This window comes from Dietzia sp. PP-33 (assembly GCF_033790845.1).
Taxonomy (GTDB): Bacteria; Actinomycetota; Actinomycetes; order Mycobacteriales; family Mycobacteriaceae; genus Dietzia.
Genome location: NZ_JAMYEI010000016.1, coordinates 12,122 through 27,760 on the forward strand (window position 1 = coordinate 12,122; position 15,639 = coordinate 27,760).

A 15,639-nucleotide genomic window follows, 5' to 3' on the forward strand; every position below is an offset into this window, starting at 1 on the left:
TCAACACCCCTGCAAGTCCAAGTACTCGACGATGGCCTTGTCGGTGATGGAAGCAATGCTGATGGTGCGGTCGCCAGTTTCGTAGCGGAGCTTGTCTACTGCACGTAATAGACGAGCTTTGGTGGACGGGCGAAGCCGTACGTTGTGCTGCTCTGTCAGTCGCTCTTCTTCAGCTGAGCCCCCTGGCGCGGAAGCCGGGGGCGTGGGAATAGCTGGTGGCTTAGTTCGTGAAGGTCTCTCAGGCAGGTCTGCTGCAGGATGCACCGCGCGACGGATTGCGGGTTCACGTTTGATGCTCATGCTGCAGCTCCTTTGGGATCAAGCGCTAGCTCTGCTAGCAGATCTGTATACGCGACCTGGAGGGCTAGGGCCTTCCCGCCGGTGAAGCTATGGATCGGTGTGTGCGAGCTATGTGCGTCCTGACGTGCGGTTAGCTCCGGGATTGAGGTCTTAGCCACCAGGTCCCCGTACGTGTCGCGAAGTTCGCGCTCGCGGAATTGGTGTTCGCCGGTTGTCCTCTTGCGGCTCAGGACGAGCTTTTCGAGCACGAGGTGCGGGTTGGGTCGCCTCTGGACGTTACGGATAGTCTCTTGCAGGTTTTCGATCCCGCGGACACTGTCAATAGTCGGCTCAGTGACAGCGATGACTCCGTCTGCTGCGCAAAGTACGGCGAAGAGGAGCTTCCCCAGAGATGGTGGGCAGTCAAATAGGACCGCGTCGTAGGCGGACAGGTCGAGCCCCTCGAAGGCGATGTCGAGGCGGAAGATGAGGTCATTGGCGCCGTCAGATTCGATGTTTGCCAGCGCTTCGTTGGACGGAATGAGATCCACTTTGTCCCACGGAGTTGCGATGACTGCGTCGGCTGCCGACCCCGGGACCGTTCGGTTCATGAGGTCGAATGTCGTCATCATGGTTTTCGTCAATTCGACACCGAGGCCCGTCGTGGAGTTGCCCTGAGGGTCGACGTCCACCACTAGAACGTTGCGTCCTTGATGGCTTAGCGCACTGGCCAAACCCAGCGTTGTAGCAGTCTTGCCGACGCCGCCCTTCTGGTTGCAGAGAGCCAACTTTCGAGTCAATGTCCATTCCTCCCCACGAAGGTAGCCGGGCGAAGCTAGCTGCGGTGTCAGTCCTAGCGAGCCTAGCTTGTTTAGTATGTCTACCTTGCGTGTCTAGCACAGCTATAGAGCCGACGCTAGCTTTGGCTGCTAATCGTGCGATAAAAGCTATCGGTGCTAGCACAGCTATTGCTGCGGCGCTAGCTAATGCTGGGCAACTAACGTACGGTGCCAAGGCCGCCGGGCCCAGTGGAGTGCATCGCCCGACACGGGATGCTCGGATCGATGGGCAGGGTGGGCGCGTGCGGTGACAACGCGGCCATGGAGAGCTTCTTCTCCCTGCTGCAGACAGGCGTCCTCGACCGCCGATCCTGGACTACCAGAGACGAGCTCCGGACCGCCATCGTGCACTGGGTCGAGCGCACCTCCCACCGCCGCAGACGGCAGGACCGCCTTGGCAGATTGACCCCCATCGAGTTCGAGACCATCATCAACCACGAGGCCCTTCAGGCCGCGTAACTGCCCGTGTCACCTAACCGTGCATCAGCCCCGGGGGAGGATTTGGCAATCGAATTACTAGCCCTCTGGAGAGGTGCTGCCCCTGGGCTGGTCGACAGCCCGCCGGCCCGCGGGTGGGCTGGTGGTCAGTCCTCTTCCGCTGTCACCGCGAGTCTTATCGCTTCACTGCTGGCGTCATGGTCGGCGCCGGCTTTCCGAGTCTTCGCGGTGGGCGTCGAACAGGGCGTTGGCCCGGTAAGCCTCGGCGAGCTCGGCGTCGGTGATCGGATTCTTGCGCCACCGGTAGTAGGGCTGGCGAGCGATCTTGAGTACCCGCCGGCGCCACTCCAGTCGCGGTCAGGGCTCCTCGGGAATGGTCTGAATGTGGACGCGGCGCGTGTCGTCCCAAGCGAGTAGGCCGAGCTCGTGCAGTAGGGCGAGTGCTGCGATGTAGGTTGCATTGGTTTCACCGGTTTCGGCCACCACCTCGGCGGGGACGATTGTGCTGATACGTCCGGTGTCGGTCTGCCACCCGACTGGTTCGGTCAGGAGGTAGTCCAGGGCCTGGGAGGTTGTCATGTCGGGCATGTGCTCGGCGAGGGCTTCGGCTGCCTCGGGGTATGCCCAGATGGGGATGGTGAGGTGTGTTGTGGTCGGGTTGGTGGGCGTTCGCGTCCTCTTTGTCCGGTCGGCTCGCCGCTTCCTCTTCGCGGCGCGCTTCTTTCCCTGGGATCCCCACTGCTGCTTGCCCATGGCGCCTTCCTGTAGAGCCGCATTTGGCCCCGATGATACTTATAGTCTGTAGACCAATAGTCATCTCTGGCCTGAAGTTGCAGGTATGCGTGATGACGAGGTCCTGGGTGAGTTCGGGCGCCGGATCCGTGGCACCCGACTCGAGGCGGGGCTGTCGCAGGAGGAGCTCGCGCACCGCGTGGGTTTGCACCGGACTTACATTGGTTCGGTGGAGCGAGGTGAACGCAATATCGGGCTGTTGAATATTGCGGCCCTGGCCACGGTGCTTCAGGTCGATGCGAGCACGTTCGTTACCGGGCTGCGCCGGTCTAGTGCGGGCCCGAGGGCGTAGGGGAGCGGTCGCTGGCATGACAGTGCCGGCGGCGTGAGCATTGCGGCACGCGGCCATGCCTTCACTTGTCGAGGCCGAGTCTCGCCCTTTGCTGGTGCGCTACGGGCCTGACACCACACGCAGAGCCGACGAGCCGCAACGCGACGATGGGGGGCGCCTGTGGCAGGTTGTCAGAGCGCGACTTAGCGGCGCCGGCGGGTAGTGCGTCTCTGCCGAGACCCGGGGTGGGGCGGCTACTTGTAGACGTCGCCGCGGTGCCCGATGCGCAGCACGAGTACGACGAGGGCGTCGTCGTCGATGTCGTAGATGATGCGGTAGTTGCCCACGCGGATGCGGAGTTCACCGTCGCCTCCGGCGAGCTGAATGGCGCCGGGAGGGCGCGGAGCCTGCGCCAAGGCCTCAATAGCGCGGACGATTCGCTGTTGTTCGGTGGGATGAACCTTGCGAAGGGCTTTAGCGGCCGAGGGTTTGTAGGTGATCGAATAGGGCATCGGCGAGCCGGGCGCGAGCGTTTACAGGCCCAGTTCCGCCATGAGGTCCTCGTGGGAGATGCTGCCGTCCTCGCGGCGGGCCTCGGCCGCCCCGCGAACGTCGGCCTGATCCTCCAAGGCTTGCAATGCGCGGTCGAAGAACTCCGGCGAGACGACAACGGCCCGGCGACGGCTACCTCGGCTGAGGATCTCCACCGGCGCCCGCTGAGCGGCGTCGAGTACCTCGCTCTGGTGCGCGCGGAAGTTGCTGAGTGTCGTGGTCGCCATGACTTCAAGGGTACATCTTGTACAACTCGCGGTCTAGTGGGTGCACGTGTGCTGTGGTCGTCGGGATCGTTTCATCTCTGTCGACCTGCACATTTGACGGGACGTCGCTTCATCGGTCCAGGGGGCGAGCGTGCGCTTCCCGTTGCTTGGGGTGTCTGCTGTGAATCGAAGCCTGATCGTGTTTATTGAGCCTGTCACCGCGGGTCGTCGCGTGTTCGCCTGTGGTGCACGGGCTGAGCTTGGTTTTCTGCTCCGGTGGCCGGAAGGGCTGTCGAGAGCCTGTGGCGCCGCTGCTACTTCCTGCGGTGTGCCTTGCGGTAGCTCAGAATCGAACCGATGATCCCGGCGACCGCTCCGACTATTCCGCCGACCACGGCGCCTTGTGCCGCACCCCCGAGCAGGCCATCTCCTGGTGTCACTGTGAACGAGGGGAGGGGCAGGAGGGGCTGACTGGTGAAGACGGTGTAGGTCATCGCGGCGAACGTCAGGGCTATGAGTGCGCACACCGCGACCATGGTGATCAGCGTCGATTTGGCTCCGGACTCTTCGGCGAGCGCATTGAGATGGACTCCCCGCCGTCGCGCGTACCACTGGGCGGCTGCCGCGGGCAGGATCGTCAGCGCGAGGAGAACTGTCGGCAGGAGGATCAGGCCGAATGCCGCTGACACGACGGCTCCTGCGAGCCCCGCGTATAGACCAATAGTGAGACCGAACGAACTCGCCTCCATGGACACGGTGCGCTCCCGCTCATCTCCATACGCGGGGCTGTCAAGATTCATCACCCGGTCCGACAGTCGGTCGAACACGCCGTTTCGCTGAGTCATCGGGACTCCTCCTCCAGGACAAAAAGCTCTTCGACCGACCGCTCCAGGGCCCGCGCTATACGGATCGCCAGGTACACCGACGGCGAATAGTCACCCCGCTCGACCGCGATGATCGTCTGCCGGCTGACACCCACCGCCTCGGCGAGCTCGGCCTGGGTGACCCGCTTGACCTTGCGGCATTCCCGGACCGGGCTTGATCCGACTGCTCCGGTCTCTCGAACTGCCATGGCACAATGTTAAACCAGCTTGACTTTTGATGTCAAGGTTACTTGACCCTCGGTGCTTGGCGGTTCTGGGTGTGTCGCATTGGGCACCTGGCGGAGCGGCCCGCTGAGTGACAAAGACCCCTGGTCGATCAGGCTATTGACTCGGGGCAAGGGTTACAGGTGGGGGATGAACCCCCAGTCCAGAAGGTAGATGTTCGCCGGAATTGTCAGGACGGCGCATGTTGCGGCTGTCATCAGGTAGCGGCGAGATACTGCGTGATGTCGGCGCACGGCGGTGATGGCCCACCCGATCGCGAGCACGGCGCTAAGTGTGGTCAGCCCGGTGAGTGCCCAAGTAGCGGCAGGGGGCGTGAATGACGATGCGTTAAGGAGTAGAGGCCACAGGGGAATGGCGAAGACCGACGCCAGTGTGATGGAGGAGGCCGCAGCCCAAGCTACGGCGAACTTGGGTGCCAATAACGGAGCACTCCTGTGGCCGCGCAGCAGGCGGAGGAGACGCAGTAGCGCTCCAATCGCGACGGCGGAAACGGCTACGGCCCATGCGGCCAGGGCGGCCACGACTGCTCGTTGATCATCTCGTATCGCTGCGGGCGTGAGTGTCTGCTCAAGCATTCCCCGGTCCCCGCGTTCGAAGACCGTAAGTCCTGCCTTGGTGACTCTTCCGGCCACGCATCCAGCTAGGTCGCACCAGCGCCCTTCGCCGGCAGGGGAGAGCTGGCGCCCGTTCATCAGAAGATTGTCCCCGTCGGCGGTGACGACAACTTGGCTGAGCAGACTGCGCAAGGCCTTCTCGGGGCCACGGTCCTGGAACAGTCGTTCCTGGAAGGCCCCGGTGGGGATCGCGGGTCGGCTCTGCGGCAGCCAGGGCGGGATGATCGCTGGCCAGGGGTGCTCAGGCGCCGGATGCGCGCGTTCGGTCTCGACCGTCCAATCGATGACGGCCTCGACAACGGCCTCGGTCGCTTCGGTCGCCGCTTCATCGTGGGAGTTGACGGCGACGAACACGCCGACATCGGCCTCGGGGATGAGGGTGAGCCAGGCCAGGCCATTGGCTCCGGCGTGCTCGAGCACCTTTACGCCCCGGCGAGTGTTCTCGAAAAAGACCTGGGTGTGGCCACCGCCCCCGTGATGCGGTCTGACACTGACGGTCCGGGCCTGCTCGACAACCTGTTCTGGCAAGCTGCCCTTCTTAGTCATTAGTGCTGATAGCAGTGCGGCGGCATCCCGGGCAGACCAGCGCAGGGACGCTGCCGGCGCTTCCGCTGCGTCGGGCCACGGTGCGGCCTGGAACCCGTTCTCTTTGGGTGTCACGATGGCCGCGCCTGCGGGGTCGTGGTCGTCGCGGAAGGTTGCCGAACTGGCACCGACTGGTCCCAGTACTGTTCTGCGGGCCGCGTTGTCGAAGCTCGTGCCCGACGCGTTTTCGATCGCGGCTCCGAGCACGGCGTAGGCGACCAAGGGGGAGTAGTGCATGCCCACCGCGGGATACTCCAGGACTGGCGGGTGGCGCTGAAGCCAGTCCGACAAGGGCCGCTGGAGATCTTCGCTGCCGGCAGGCGGGGGCAGCACTATCGACTCGGCGAGACCGGCATGATGTGTCAGCAGATGCCGCCCGCTGAGAGGTGCCCGGTCAGCGGGGGCCCGTTCGTCTCGCATAGCAACGTGGCTGACCTGCTCGATTGGAGCATCGAGGTCCAAGGCGCCCTGCTGGTGAAGTGTAAGGGCGGTCAGCGCTGTGACGACCTTGGAGACCGAGGCCACTGGCATGCGTGAATCCACGCTCAGTCTGCGTTCCTGCTTCTCGTCCGCATGGCCAAAGGCCTGGAGAATCTCGGTCTGTGAACCGTCGACTACAGCCACAGTCATTCCGGTGGCCGACCGCCCCACGACCTCGTGCGCGATGTACTCGATCCGCTCATCCAGCGTCTGACCCCGCGGGCTCGCCTGCGCCGTCAGCGGCGCCACCGCCAGGGCAAGAACAACGACGACCAGGGCGCTGGCGACGCGATAGCGCATACGCCCACCTTTCCGATACATGTGTGTTGGTTCTGCGCACACTACGGTATGTAGATCGGGTCGATCGCGTCAGGAGAGTGGATGGGGCGTAGCGCTAAGGGGCATCAGAGGCAGCGCGATGCCGTGGAGGCGGCCTTACGGCTGATCGCTCAAGGCGGGCTCCCGGCCGCCTCGGTGCGCGCGGTTGCCGCTGAGGCGGGGATGTCCGCCGGGGCCCTGCGCCACTTCTTTCCCACCCAGGAACAGCTCCTCGAGCAGGTCATGTCCGACGTCACCGCCGAGGCCGCGAGTCGACTCGTGCCGCGAATCCGGGCACTGGATCAGGCCACCACAGACGGTGAGGGACGGGCCGCCGCGTGCGCGATGTTGGAAGAGCTTCTGCCGTTGGACGAGCGCCGCCGCGTGGAGTGGTTCCTGTGGTCGGCGATCGCCCACTGCGCCCCCCACCCGGCCAGCATGGACCGATGGCGGCAGGCCGGCTGGGTGGGAGTCCGCCACCAGTGCCGCCGAGTGGTCGGCCACCTCAACAACCAGACAGTGCCAGTGTTCGCAGCGGATCAGATCGACGTGCCCAGCATCGTGCAGTCAACAGCGACACTCGCCGAACTAGAGAATCCAGCTCTCGAATCGAAAGTGGCAGCTCTGCACGCTGCACTGGACGGGCTGGCTGCGCAGCTCACCGCCACCCCCGCGCCTATTGATGAAACGACCGCTCGAAACGCACTGCGCGAACTAGTCCAAATCCTCTAGCCACGATCATCGGGGCCACCTAGGTGTGATGCCCATGCCGGGTGTCTTACCAGCGAAGATTACGTAATGGCACATTATCGGCACTTCCACGCGTAGGCGTGAGCCCCAAAGGGATCGCCTGGCTGCGCCTGCGTGGTTAAGCCAGGCAAGTCCTGGTCATACGGCCCGAACTGATGCGGAGGTGTTGCGCTCGATGGTCAGGAGTTCGAGCAGTTCGTCCTCGGTCACGACTTCGATCGGCTGTCCCTTGGCTCGCAGGTCGAGGGCTTTGCGGGCTTTGCCGGTCTGAAATTCCGCGAGGTCGTCGCCGCGGAATCCATCGCCGATCACCAACACGGTGGTCTTTCGCGTCAACCCCTTGGCGGGTGTGGCTCCGACGTTTGCGACCGCGTCACAGGCGTCTTGCCTGGTCATGCTGCCCAAACCTCCAGTGAAGGCCACAACCTGACCGTAGAGCGGATGCCCGGGATCGGCGTCGATAGACGCCTCGGGAATGACTAATGGGCCGCGAGCAGCGTGACTGGGGGAGCGGAGAGCGCGAGTCTGCCTGCACGGGTCCCAGCCGCCGGCAAAGAGACGACCGAGGTTCACCGTCAGCGCGGCGGTCAGGTGCGTCAGGTCTGCACACTCGTTGCGGTCGGCGAGCGCGAGCAGGACACCGGCGCACGCGCGGGCATCCGCCGCGGCGTCGTGATGGCGCTCAAGCGGCACGCCCAGGTGAGAAGCCACGATCGGCAGTCGGTAGGACACCAGGTCCAAGGCCTGCCGGGCCATGACGAGTGTGCAGCCGTAGGTCCACTCCGGCCACGGGTGTCCAGAGGTCTCGCATGCGTAGCGCACCACGCTGGTGTCGAAGGAGGCGTTGTGCGCCACGACGGTGTTCCCGTCGAGGTACTGCGAGATTTCGGGCCACAGCTCGCCGAACCGGGGCTTGTGCTGGACCATCTCCGGGGTGATGCCGTGGATGGAAACATTGCGGGCAAAGAACTCGTCGTGCCCCTCGGGGGGACGGATCAGCCAGCTACGTTCGTCGGTGACGACGCCGTTGGTGACCACTGTCGCGCCAAGCGAGCAGATGCTGGCACGGCTGGAGTTGGCAGTTTCGGTGTCGAAGGCGACGAAGGTCATCTCGGAGCTCATCGGCCACCCATCGGCAGAGGCCGAGCATCCGGACTGGAATCGTCGTTGAGGTAGTACCTGAACTGTCGAGGATGACTCTTCGGCAATCCTGGGTCTCGAGGCAGTGGGTAGGCCGCTGTGAGACGAATCGATTCCAGCTTGCCCCACCCGGTGGCCAGGTCTTTGACGGTGACTCCGAGAGCGAAAGCTGCGCGCCCCTGGCCTTCCCGTGAGGCCTGCGGGTTAGGGGTCCGGGTGGTGAGCGATGCCAGGTCGGGCCAGCGTGGTTCGGTCAGGGCGCCCAGTCCTTGCCGCTCAGGCGATTCGAGAACCGCGGTGAACCGGTTCTTCAGCTCGGCGATCTCGGCCTCAACTTTGCTGACAGTGTCGTCCACGGTGAAGTAGCCGGCGATCTCTGCCTGGTCCACGTCAGGCATCGGGTCGTCCGTCGTCTTGACCACGAGCCGGCCCGCAAGAAGCCTCTGGAGTAGCTCACGGTCGTTGCGTTCAACCGTCCAGCCGCCGAGCTGGCGGGGCAAGTCAGCGGCGCCGTTGACGTCGATGAGGCAGATGTAGAAGCGGTCTGCCGTCAGCTCGACACATGCGACGGGCGGGAGGTAGTCCATGCGTCCCCTTGAGGTTCCGGAGGGGTGTTCACATGGGAATTTACCGCTCAGCGCATCCGCGATGGCGGGTTTCTAAATTTCTTCGAAGAAGTCCTCGTCGATGCGATGCAGCACGACGGTGTGCAATTCCTGCACTCCGACGCCGTACTGGACCAGGAGGCGGGCCAGTCGAGCTCCGTCGATGAGTTCGATGCGGGCGTTGATTCGCTCGGCTTCCAGTAGGGCGCCGCGGGTGAACGACGAGGTTGTGATGAAGACGCCTCGGTCGCCTTGTTTGCCTAGGAGGGCGCCGGCGAATTCGTGGATGCGTGGGCGGTCGACGGTGCGGTCGAGGGCGTAGCGCTTGGCTTGGACGTAAATGCGGTCCAGTCCGAGGGGGTCTTGGCTGATGATGCCGTCGACGCCGGCGTCTCCGCTGGCGCTGGTGCGCTCCACGTTGCCCGCCCGGCCGTAGCCCATCTTCTCCAGCAGGCGGATCACGAGGTCTTCGAACCCGGTGGGGGACAGGGTGAGCGCTCGGTCGAGGAGTTCGGTTTCCAGAGTGGCCTGGTTTTCCAGGACCGCGGCGTCGATGAGGTCTTGTGGGGTGGCGATCGAATCGTCCAGGTCCACCGGGGGTTGCGGTGTCTTCTTGCCGTCTCGGTTCCGGGCTCGGTCGCGGAAGGCGCGGAAGGGTTCGAACTGTTCGAGCACGGTCAGGTCGACACGGTCGGGGTGTTCTGCGAGGACACGGCGCCCCTCGGCGGTGATGACCGAGTAGCCGCGCCGTGGGCGGTGGATGAGCCCTGCCTGGGCCAGGTAGGAAGTGGCCCAGCCAACCCGGTTGTAGATCAGACGTGAGCGCCCCGAAGGGGTCATCTGGGCCCGCTCTTCGGCGGTCAGGTTGAACTGGTCGGCCATCGCTTCTTTGAGATCGCGCAACCGATGCTCGCCTCCGTCGGCGAGGTACTCGAGGACCGGCCGCATCAGGGTCTGATAGTCCGGGATCGTCACTGGGAGTCCTCGGTGGTGAGGCTTGCGACGAGCCAGTTGGTTTCGGTGGCCACGGTGGTGACTCTGGCGATCAAGTCGACGATGTACTTCGGATCGTCGACCTCGTCGCACCAGTCGTTGGGGTCGTTGACGATGCCGGAGGGTTTGTCGGTCTTGACCTGCCACCGATCGATGACCCAGCCAAGCGCGGAGCGGGAGCCGAGCATGTAGTCCTCGGCCTCAGGTGGGATGCCGGTGATCGTCACCTTCGAGTTGTAGATGATCGTGGTCGGGTCGTTGACGAGCTTGCCGGTCTCCTCATCGCGGATGCGGCCCCACTTCATCTTCGACACCCGCCAGGTCTCGCGGTCCTCGGCGGAAGCACCCTTTTTGAGTTCGACCTTCACGGGGTACGGCTCGACCTTCTCGTAGTTCATGTGCAGGTCTGCGAGCCATCGGCCTACACGAGCAACCGTTTCGAACTGGTCCCGGGTCTCCGGGGTCGGGATGTGCGGCAGCATCTTCTTCAAGTCAGCGGCATAGTCGATCCGGTAGTACGGGTCATGTAACTGGCCGTAGACGTAGTAGAAGATGTCGTCCTTGCTCACCTGGGGACCCACAGCCTCGCGGTAGATCTCGAGGATCTCATCGGTGATGTTGTCGACCCGGCGATACCCGTACTCATCGACCTCGGTGTCGTCGGCGAAATTGAACCCGCCATCTGCCGCATCGACCTTCTTATAGGTCCACCGGGGGAAGAACTGACCGCCGCTACCGGCCCCGGTGACATGGAGGTCTGGCAGGGAATTCAGCATCAGCACACTGAACGGCACAGCCGATCCATTGCCGACCTGGTAGAAGCCGACGTTGGCGTGGTGGGGCGTCGGGAACATCGAGGCGAGTAGGTACACCATGTCGTTGACTCGTCGGTCGAAGTACGTCCACTGCGGGCTAAACGGCCGGTAGGTGGACTGGAAGACGAACCCGTCACTCCACTCGAGGTAGGTGCCCCGGATGACTTGCTGTTTGAGGGAACGGTTCCAGCTGGCCTTGCCTTCCGCTGTGTGGCGGGGGTTGTCTTCTAAGTATTGGGTGAGGTGCTCGTCGGTGAGTTTGGCTCCGCCAAGGTTGAGCTGCTCGAACTCTGACTTGACGGTTCGATACTGATCAAGCAGGTTCTCGATGTTGTGGCCGAGCTCTTCGCGGGAGTAGTTGTAGCACCAGGCGTCCCGGCCGGTTTTCAGTCCTGACGAGAAAGTCTGAAAGACGCTGACCTGCCCGGGCTCACGTTTCTTGGCGCCAATGGCAGGCCAGGTTGCGAAGGTGTCGTCGCGCTGGCCGATCCAGTCTCCATGAGAGTTTGGGATGATATCTGTCCAATCGATACTGCTCAGATTGGCATCGGCGATGATGCGGAGCTTCTCTTCTCGGGTGAGGTAGTCGCCGATGTCCCGGTAGGAGATCGCGCAGGGGTCGGACCGTGCTGGGTTCTTGACCCCGATCCAGATCGCGATGGTGGCTTGGGAGCCTGCACCGAATATCTGTCCGCCTTCTTCCTTCCAGTTGGATTTGCGCATGTTCCCGCGAAGGTTGAACACGTAGATATTGCTGTATTCGTCGGCGAGGCTCAGACGGATGCCGTCGGCGGTGTTGCCGTCGATCCAGCCACCGTTGGAGACGAAGGCGACGACACCTTGATCTCCTATTCGGTCAGTGGCCCAGCGGAATGCTCGCAGGTAGGAGTCGTAGAGGCTGTTCTTGTTGGTCGCGGTGGAGCGGGCCGCATATGACGAACCGATGCGCGCATCGAGGTGCGGGTATTTGACGTTGGCGTTGAGGTCGTTCGCCGATCCCTGGCCGACGGAGTACGGGGGGTTGCCGACGATGACGTTGATCGGGGTCGCCAGCTGCCGGGTGATGCGGTCGTTGTTGGCGGGGAAGACTTTGAGGTCGAGCTCGTCGCCGTGTTCGTGGATCTGGAATGTGTCAGCGAGCACGATGCCGGGGAACGGCTCGTAGTCGGCGGTGTCGGTGTGGCCGGCGATGGCGTGGTAGGTGGTCTCAATGTTGACCGCGGCGATGTAGTACGCGAGAAGCATGAGCTCGTTGGCGTGGATCTCTGATGCGTACTTACGGGTTAGATCCGCCGGTTGGATCAGTCCGGACTGGAGCAAGCGGGTGATGAAGGTGCCGGTGCCGGTGAACCCATCGAGAATGTGCACGTCCTGATCGGTTAGGCCTCGCCCGAACGCGTCCCGGAGGGCTTGGTCGGTGGCGCGGAGGATGAAGTCGACGATCTCTACTGGTGTGTAGACGATGCCGAGGGCGTCGGCTTGTTTGGCGAAGCCGAGCTTGAAGAACTTCTCGTACAGTTCGGCGATGACTTGCTGTTTGCCTTCGGCGGAGGTGACCTCGGAGGCGCGGACGCGGACGGAGTCGTAGAAGGAGTCGAGTTTTGCGGTCTCGGCGTCGAGGTTGGCGCTGGAGAGTTGGTCGACCATGGTCTGCATGACCTTGGAGACCGGGTTCTGCGCGGCGAAGTCGTGGCCCTCAAATAGGGCGTCGAAGACGGGTTTGGTGATCAAGTGTTGGGAGAGCATGCTGATCGCGTCGTCGCGGCTGATCGACTCGTTGAGGTTTGCCCGCAGTCCGTCGACGAAGTCGTCGAACCCTCGGGTTAGTTCGGGACCGGCGTTGGCGAGGGTGGCGTTGATGCGGGTGATCTGCGCGGCGGCGATGTCGGCGACATCGGCGGCCCAGTCTTCCCAGTAGGTGCGGGTGCCGACCTTGTCGACGATCTTGGTGTAGATCGCCTCTGTCCACTCAGATAGGGAGAACAGGGCCATCTGCTTGGTCTGTTCGGCATCGCCTGATCCGTCAGAGCCTGCATCGGACCCGGCGCCACCACTGTTGGTGGAATCCTCGGCGGGGCCGACGTGGCCGCCGAGGAGCTGGTCGACGCCTTGGCCGGTCTTGTCCCGGGTCTTGGAGTTCAGGGCGATGGAGTTGACCATCGCGTTGAACCGATCGTCATGCGCCCGCAGGGCGTTGAGAACCTGCCACACGGTTTTGAATCGCCGGTTGTCGTTCAACGCTTCCGACGGCTTGACGCCCTCGGGCACGGCGACGGGCAGGATGATGTAGCCGTAGTCCTTGCCTGGTGATTTGCGCATCACGCGACCGACAGATTGCACTACGTCGACCACAGAGTTGCGGGGGTGCAGGAACAGCACTGCGTCCAGGGCGGGTACGTCCACGCCTTCGGACAGGCAGCGGGCGTTGGTCAGGATGCGGCACTCATTCGCATCTGGTTCGGCCTTGAGCCAGGTCAACTCCTCGTTGCGCTTGAGGGCGTTGAAGGTGCCGTCGACGTGGTGCACCGAGCAGTTCAGGGACCGGTTGGTGTCCGAGACGTCCACGCCGTCGTCCTCGATGTCACGCAGCAGGTCTTGGTATGACTCCACGACCCGGGGAAGCATCTCGGCGACCTGCTGGGAGGACTTGATGTCGCGGGCAAAGGCGACGGCTCGGCGCATCGGCGGCTCGCCGGGGGCGAAGCCCTCACCTGTTGGAGAGGTGCCGGCCCGTTTGGCCAGTCCGTTCCAGCAGCCCACCAGCTTGGATGCATCATCGAGCTTGAGCTCGCCGGCATCGGCCAGATCTGATTGAAGCCGGCTGGCCATGACCGATTCGTCCACCGTCAGGACCAAGACCTTGTAGTCGGTGAGAAGTCCGCGGTCGACGGCCTCGCCGAACGAGAGACGATGGAACTCGGGACCGTACGTCTCTAGGTCATCCATGGAGGCGATCTCCGCGGAGTGCTCCTCTGCCTTGTCTTTGGTCTCGTCGTTGAACAGGCGCGGGGTGGCGGTCATGTACAGTCGCCGGCTGGCTTTGAGGAAGTCCGGGTCGTGCACTGCGACGAAGTTCGACGCATCCTCGCCTGCGAGGGTGATGCCGGTCGTGCGGTGGGCTTCGTCGCAGATCACCAGATCGAACGGGTCCACACCAAGGTCTTGAGCCTTGGAGACCGCGGGCAGTGATTGGTAGGTGGTGAAGACCACCGTCATCCCCGCTGCCCGCTTGCGGTAACTCATCTTCTCCGCGAGCTGCTCTGGGTTCGTGGTGACTGGAATGGCGACATCGGAGGTGTCGTAGTCCTCCGCTGCACGAGAGACTTTGGTGTCCGAGCAGACTGCGAACGCTCGAATATCCAGCTCGGAGCGGGCAGTCCATTCGCGCAATGTCTGTGACAACAGGGCGATTGAGGGGACCGCGAACAGGATTCTGGCGCGCCCGCCGTTGTCGAGGGCCGTCTGCTCGGCGATCTTCAGCGACGTAAAGGTCTTACCAGTGCCGCAGGCCATGATGAGCTTGCCCCGGTCGTTGCCCTCGGCAAACCCGCGGAACACCGCATCCAGGGCTTCCTGCTGGTGCGGGCGCAGGGTGTAGGGGGTTGACGGGGCCAGGTCCACCTGAAGCTCGCCTTGGGGCCAGGCGATGTCCCAATCGATCGCTGACTCGGCGAGGTCCTCGAGCGAGATCCGCTGGACCGGGATGGTCTGCCCATCGAGGGCGTCTTCGGCGTGCTTGCCCCACTTGTTGGTCGTGGAGATGATCACCCGGTTGGTGAACGGGGACTTGCCCGAAGCGGTGAAAAACGAGTCCAGATCGACCTTCTGTAGGTAGTGATCGGGCTCGTAGAACTTGCACTGGACGGCGGTGTACTCACCGGTGTCCCGCTCCCGGGCGACCAGGTCGATACCAGTATCGGGCTTGCCGTCCCGGCCTGGCCAGTCGATCCACCGCCACACCTTGTCGTACTGCTGAGACAGCATCGGATCGAGCTCGAAGTAGCGCACCATGAGCTGCTCGAACTTCGTTCCCCGCTCCACGTTCGTCGGAGCCTGCCGGAACGCCTCGATCACCTCATGCACGGAAGCCATGTGGACAGTCTTACAAGACGATGTTCACTGGTATCCGTCGGATGGGACTCTTGAACAACTGGATCTCCGTTCAGCCATCTATTCGGCTCAACTCTGTTTCGAGGCCGAGCTAGGCAGGGGGATCGTTTGTAGTCGGGCTCTGACGTACTCGGCGAAGTGGGGCGCCTGGGCCCGCCTGAGTTTGTCGGGCAGGGAGAAGCTGTGGCCTTTGCCTGTCCAGTGGATGAGCTGGGCGGTGATGACGGCGTCGACGACCTGGGGGGCACTGTCGGCGACGAGGGTGAGGAACTCGTCAGCGGTGTACACCTCGTAGGGGCATTCGTCAGGGTCGGGGTACAGGCCGGTGAAACCTGTGCGGTCGTTCGAGACGATGATGGCGATGCCTTCATGGATGGCGGCGCTGTGGACGTGCGCGTCGTACTCGTCCGGGTAGGTGACCGACTCGTCGATAGGAAACCTGCTGATGCGGTTCTCGCCCATGGAGGCCATCAATCGATCCCGGAGCGCTTCGATCTGCTGAGACGAGGCTCGGGGGAATCGTTTTCGGCGGTGGTACACCGCTTCGGCGAGGATGTCCTCGGTCCAATGAAAGGTCCATGAGCCGATGGTTTCGGTAGCGATGAGGCCGAACCAGGAGTGAAGTGTGGCGGAGCACCAGATGTTCGCGTCGGGAAGAACCGAGTGTGGTCGCACAATCGCCATGACCGCCACCCTATAAGTGCCCAGCGACACCGAGGGTGCCCCCAGGGTGTCGCTGGGCA

Annotated in this window: 15 protein-coding genes and 1 pseudogene; 3 read left to right on the forward strand and 13 right to left on the reverse strand. The window is 63.4% G+C overall.

Features of this window, described 5'->3' with window-relative positions; all coding sequences use genetic code 11:
• Both NJE57_RS18835 and NJE57_RS18840 read right to left on the reverse strand, forming a co-directional pair.
• On the reverse strand, positions 1 to 300 hold the full coding sequence (locus NJE57_RS18835; RefSeq protein WP_319030052.1) for a hypothetical protein: 300 nt from the start codon (positions 298 to 300) through the stop codon (positions 1 to 3).
• Positions 297 to 1,079, reverse strand: a complete 783-nt coding sequence (locus NJE57_RS18840) for a ParA family protein (RefSeq protein WP_319030053.1) — start codon at positions 1,077 to 1,079, stop codon at positions 297 to 299. The genes NJE57_RS18835 and NJE57_RS18840 overlap by 4 nt, the downstream gene beginning before the upstream one ends.
• A gap of 231 nt (positions 1,080 to 1,310) precedes the next feature.
• On the opposite strand from NJE57_RS18840, the pseudogene NJE57_RS18845 reads away from it, so the two are divergent.
• Positions 1,311 to 1,577, forward strand: a pseudogene (locus tag NJE57_RS18845) (integrase core domain-containing protein); the annotation flags it as partial.
• Between the two features lie 336 nt (positions 1,578 to 1,913).
• Here the strand turns inward: NJE57_RS18845 and NJE57_RS18850 are convergent.
• Positions 1,914 to 2,309 carry a hypothetical protein gene (locus NJE57_RS18850; RefSeq protein ID WP_319030054.1) on the reverse strand — a complete coding sequence of 132 codons (396 nt, stop codon included), beginning with the start codon at positions 2,307 to 2,309 and terminating at the stop codon, positions 1,914 to 1,916.
• 85 nt (positions 2,310 to 2,394) lie between these two features.
• Here NJE57_RS18850 and NJE57_RS18855 point away from each other — a divergent pair, with 85 nt between their 5' ends.
• The gene (locus NJE57_RS18855; protein WP_319030056.1) at positions 2,395 to 2,640 is read left to right on the forward strand and encodes a helix-turn-helix transcriptional regulator; all 246 of its coding nucleotides are present in this window, start codon (positions 2,395 to 2,397) and stop codon (positions 2,638 to 2,640) included.
• 233 nt (positions 2,641 to 2,873) lie between these two features.
• Here the strand turns inward: NJE57_RS18855 and NJE57_RS18860 are convergent, their stop codons facing one another.
• The 5 genes from NJE57_RS18860 to NJE57_RS18880 form a co-directional block, all read right to left on the reverse strand.
• Complete coding sequence (locus NJE57_RS18860) at positions 2,874 to 3,131, reverse strand: type II toxin-antitoxin system RelE/ParE family toxin (protein WP_319030057.1); 258 nt, start codon at positions 3,129 to 3,131, stop codon at positions 2,874 to 2,876.
• A 21-nt stretch (positions 3,132 to 3,152) separates the two neighbouring features.
• On the reverse strand, positions 3,153 to 3,398 hold the full coding sequence (locus tag NJE57_RS18865; RefSeq protein WP_319030058.1) for a type II toxin-antitoxin system Phd/YefM family antitoxin: 246 nt from the start codon (positions 3,396 to 3,398) through the stop codon (positions 3,153 to 3,155).
• 293 nt (positions 3,399 to 3,691) lie between these two features.
• A complete protein-coding gene (locus tag NJE57_RS18870) occupies positions 3,692 to 4,222 on the reverse strand; it encodes a hypothetical protein (RefSeq protein WP_319030059.1) in 531 nt (176 codons plus the stop codon).
• Positions 4,219 to 4,449 carry a helix-turn-helix transcriptional regulator gene (locus NJE57_RS18875; RefSeq protein WP_219129627.1) on the reverse strand — a complete coding sequence of 77 codons (231 nt, stop codon included), beginning with the start codon at positions 4,447 to 4,449 and terminating at the stop codon, positions 4,219 to 4,221. The genes NJE57_RS18870 and NJE57_RS18875 overlap by 4 nt, the downstream gene beginning before the upstream one ends.
• 153 nt (positions 4,450 to 4,602) lie before the next feature.
• Entirely contained in the window at positions 4,603 to 6,465 is a 1,863-nt protein-coding gene (locus tag NJE57_RS18880) for a serine hydrolase domain-containing protein (protein WP_319030060.1), read from the reverse strand.
• An 81-nt stretch (positions 6,466 to 6,546) separates the two neighbouring features.
• Here NJE57_RS18880 and NJE57_RS18885 point away from each other — a divergent pair, with 81 nt between their 5' ends.
• Positions 6,547 to 7,215, forward strand: coding sequence for a TetR/AcrR family transcriptional regulator (locus NJE57_RS18885; RefSeq protein ID WP_319030061.1), 669 nt, complete (start codon positions 6,547 to 6,549; stop codon positions 7,213 to 7,215).
• A gap of 156 nt (positions 7,216 to 7,371) precedes the next feature.
• Here NJE57_RS18885 and NJE57_RS18890 read toward each other — a convergent pair whose 3' ends face one another.
• From NJE57_RS18890 to NJE57_RS18910, 5 genes are all read right to left on the reverse strand, one after another.
• Positions 7,372 to 8,343: an exonuclease domain-containing protein gene (locus tag NJE57_RS18890; protein WP_319030062.1), complete on the reverse strand. Its 972-nt coding sequence runs from the start codon at positions 8,341 to 8,343 to the stop codon at positions 7,372 to 7,374.
• Between the two features lie 8 nt (positions 8,344 to 8,351).
• Positions 8,352 to 8,960 carry a hypothetical protein gene (locus NJE57_RS18895; RefSeq protein WP_319030063.1) on the reverse strand — a complete coding sequence of 203 codons (609 nt, stop codon included), beginning with the start codon at positions 8,958 to 8,960 and terminating at the stop codon, positions 8,352 to 8,354.
• Between the two features lie 72 nt (positions 8,961 to 9,032).
• Positions 9,033 to 9,953 (reverse strand): restriction endonuclease, encoded by a 921-nt coding sequence (locus tag NJE57_RS18900; protein WP_319030064.1) that lies wholly within the window; start codon positions 9,951 to 9,953, stop codon positions 9,033 to 9,035.
• Entirely contained in the window at positions 9,950 to 14,878 is a 4,929-nt protein-coding gene (locus tag NJE57_RS18905; protein ID WP_319030065.1) for a DEAD/DEAH box helicase, read from the reverse strand. The genes NJE57_RS18900 and NJE57_RS18905 overlap by 4 nt, the downstream gene beginning before the upstream one ends.
• Before the next feature lie 87 nt (positions 14,879 to 14,965).
• Positions 14,966 to 15,580 carry a PIN domain-containing protein gene (locus NJE57_RS18910; RefSeq protein ID WP_319030066.1) on the reverse strand — a complete coding sequence of 205 codons (615 nt, stop codon included), beginning with the start codon at positions 15,578 to 15,580 and terminating at the stop codon, positions 14,966 to 14,968.
• Positions 15,581 to 15,639: the final 59 nt, after the last annotated feature.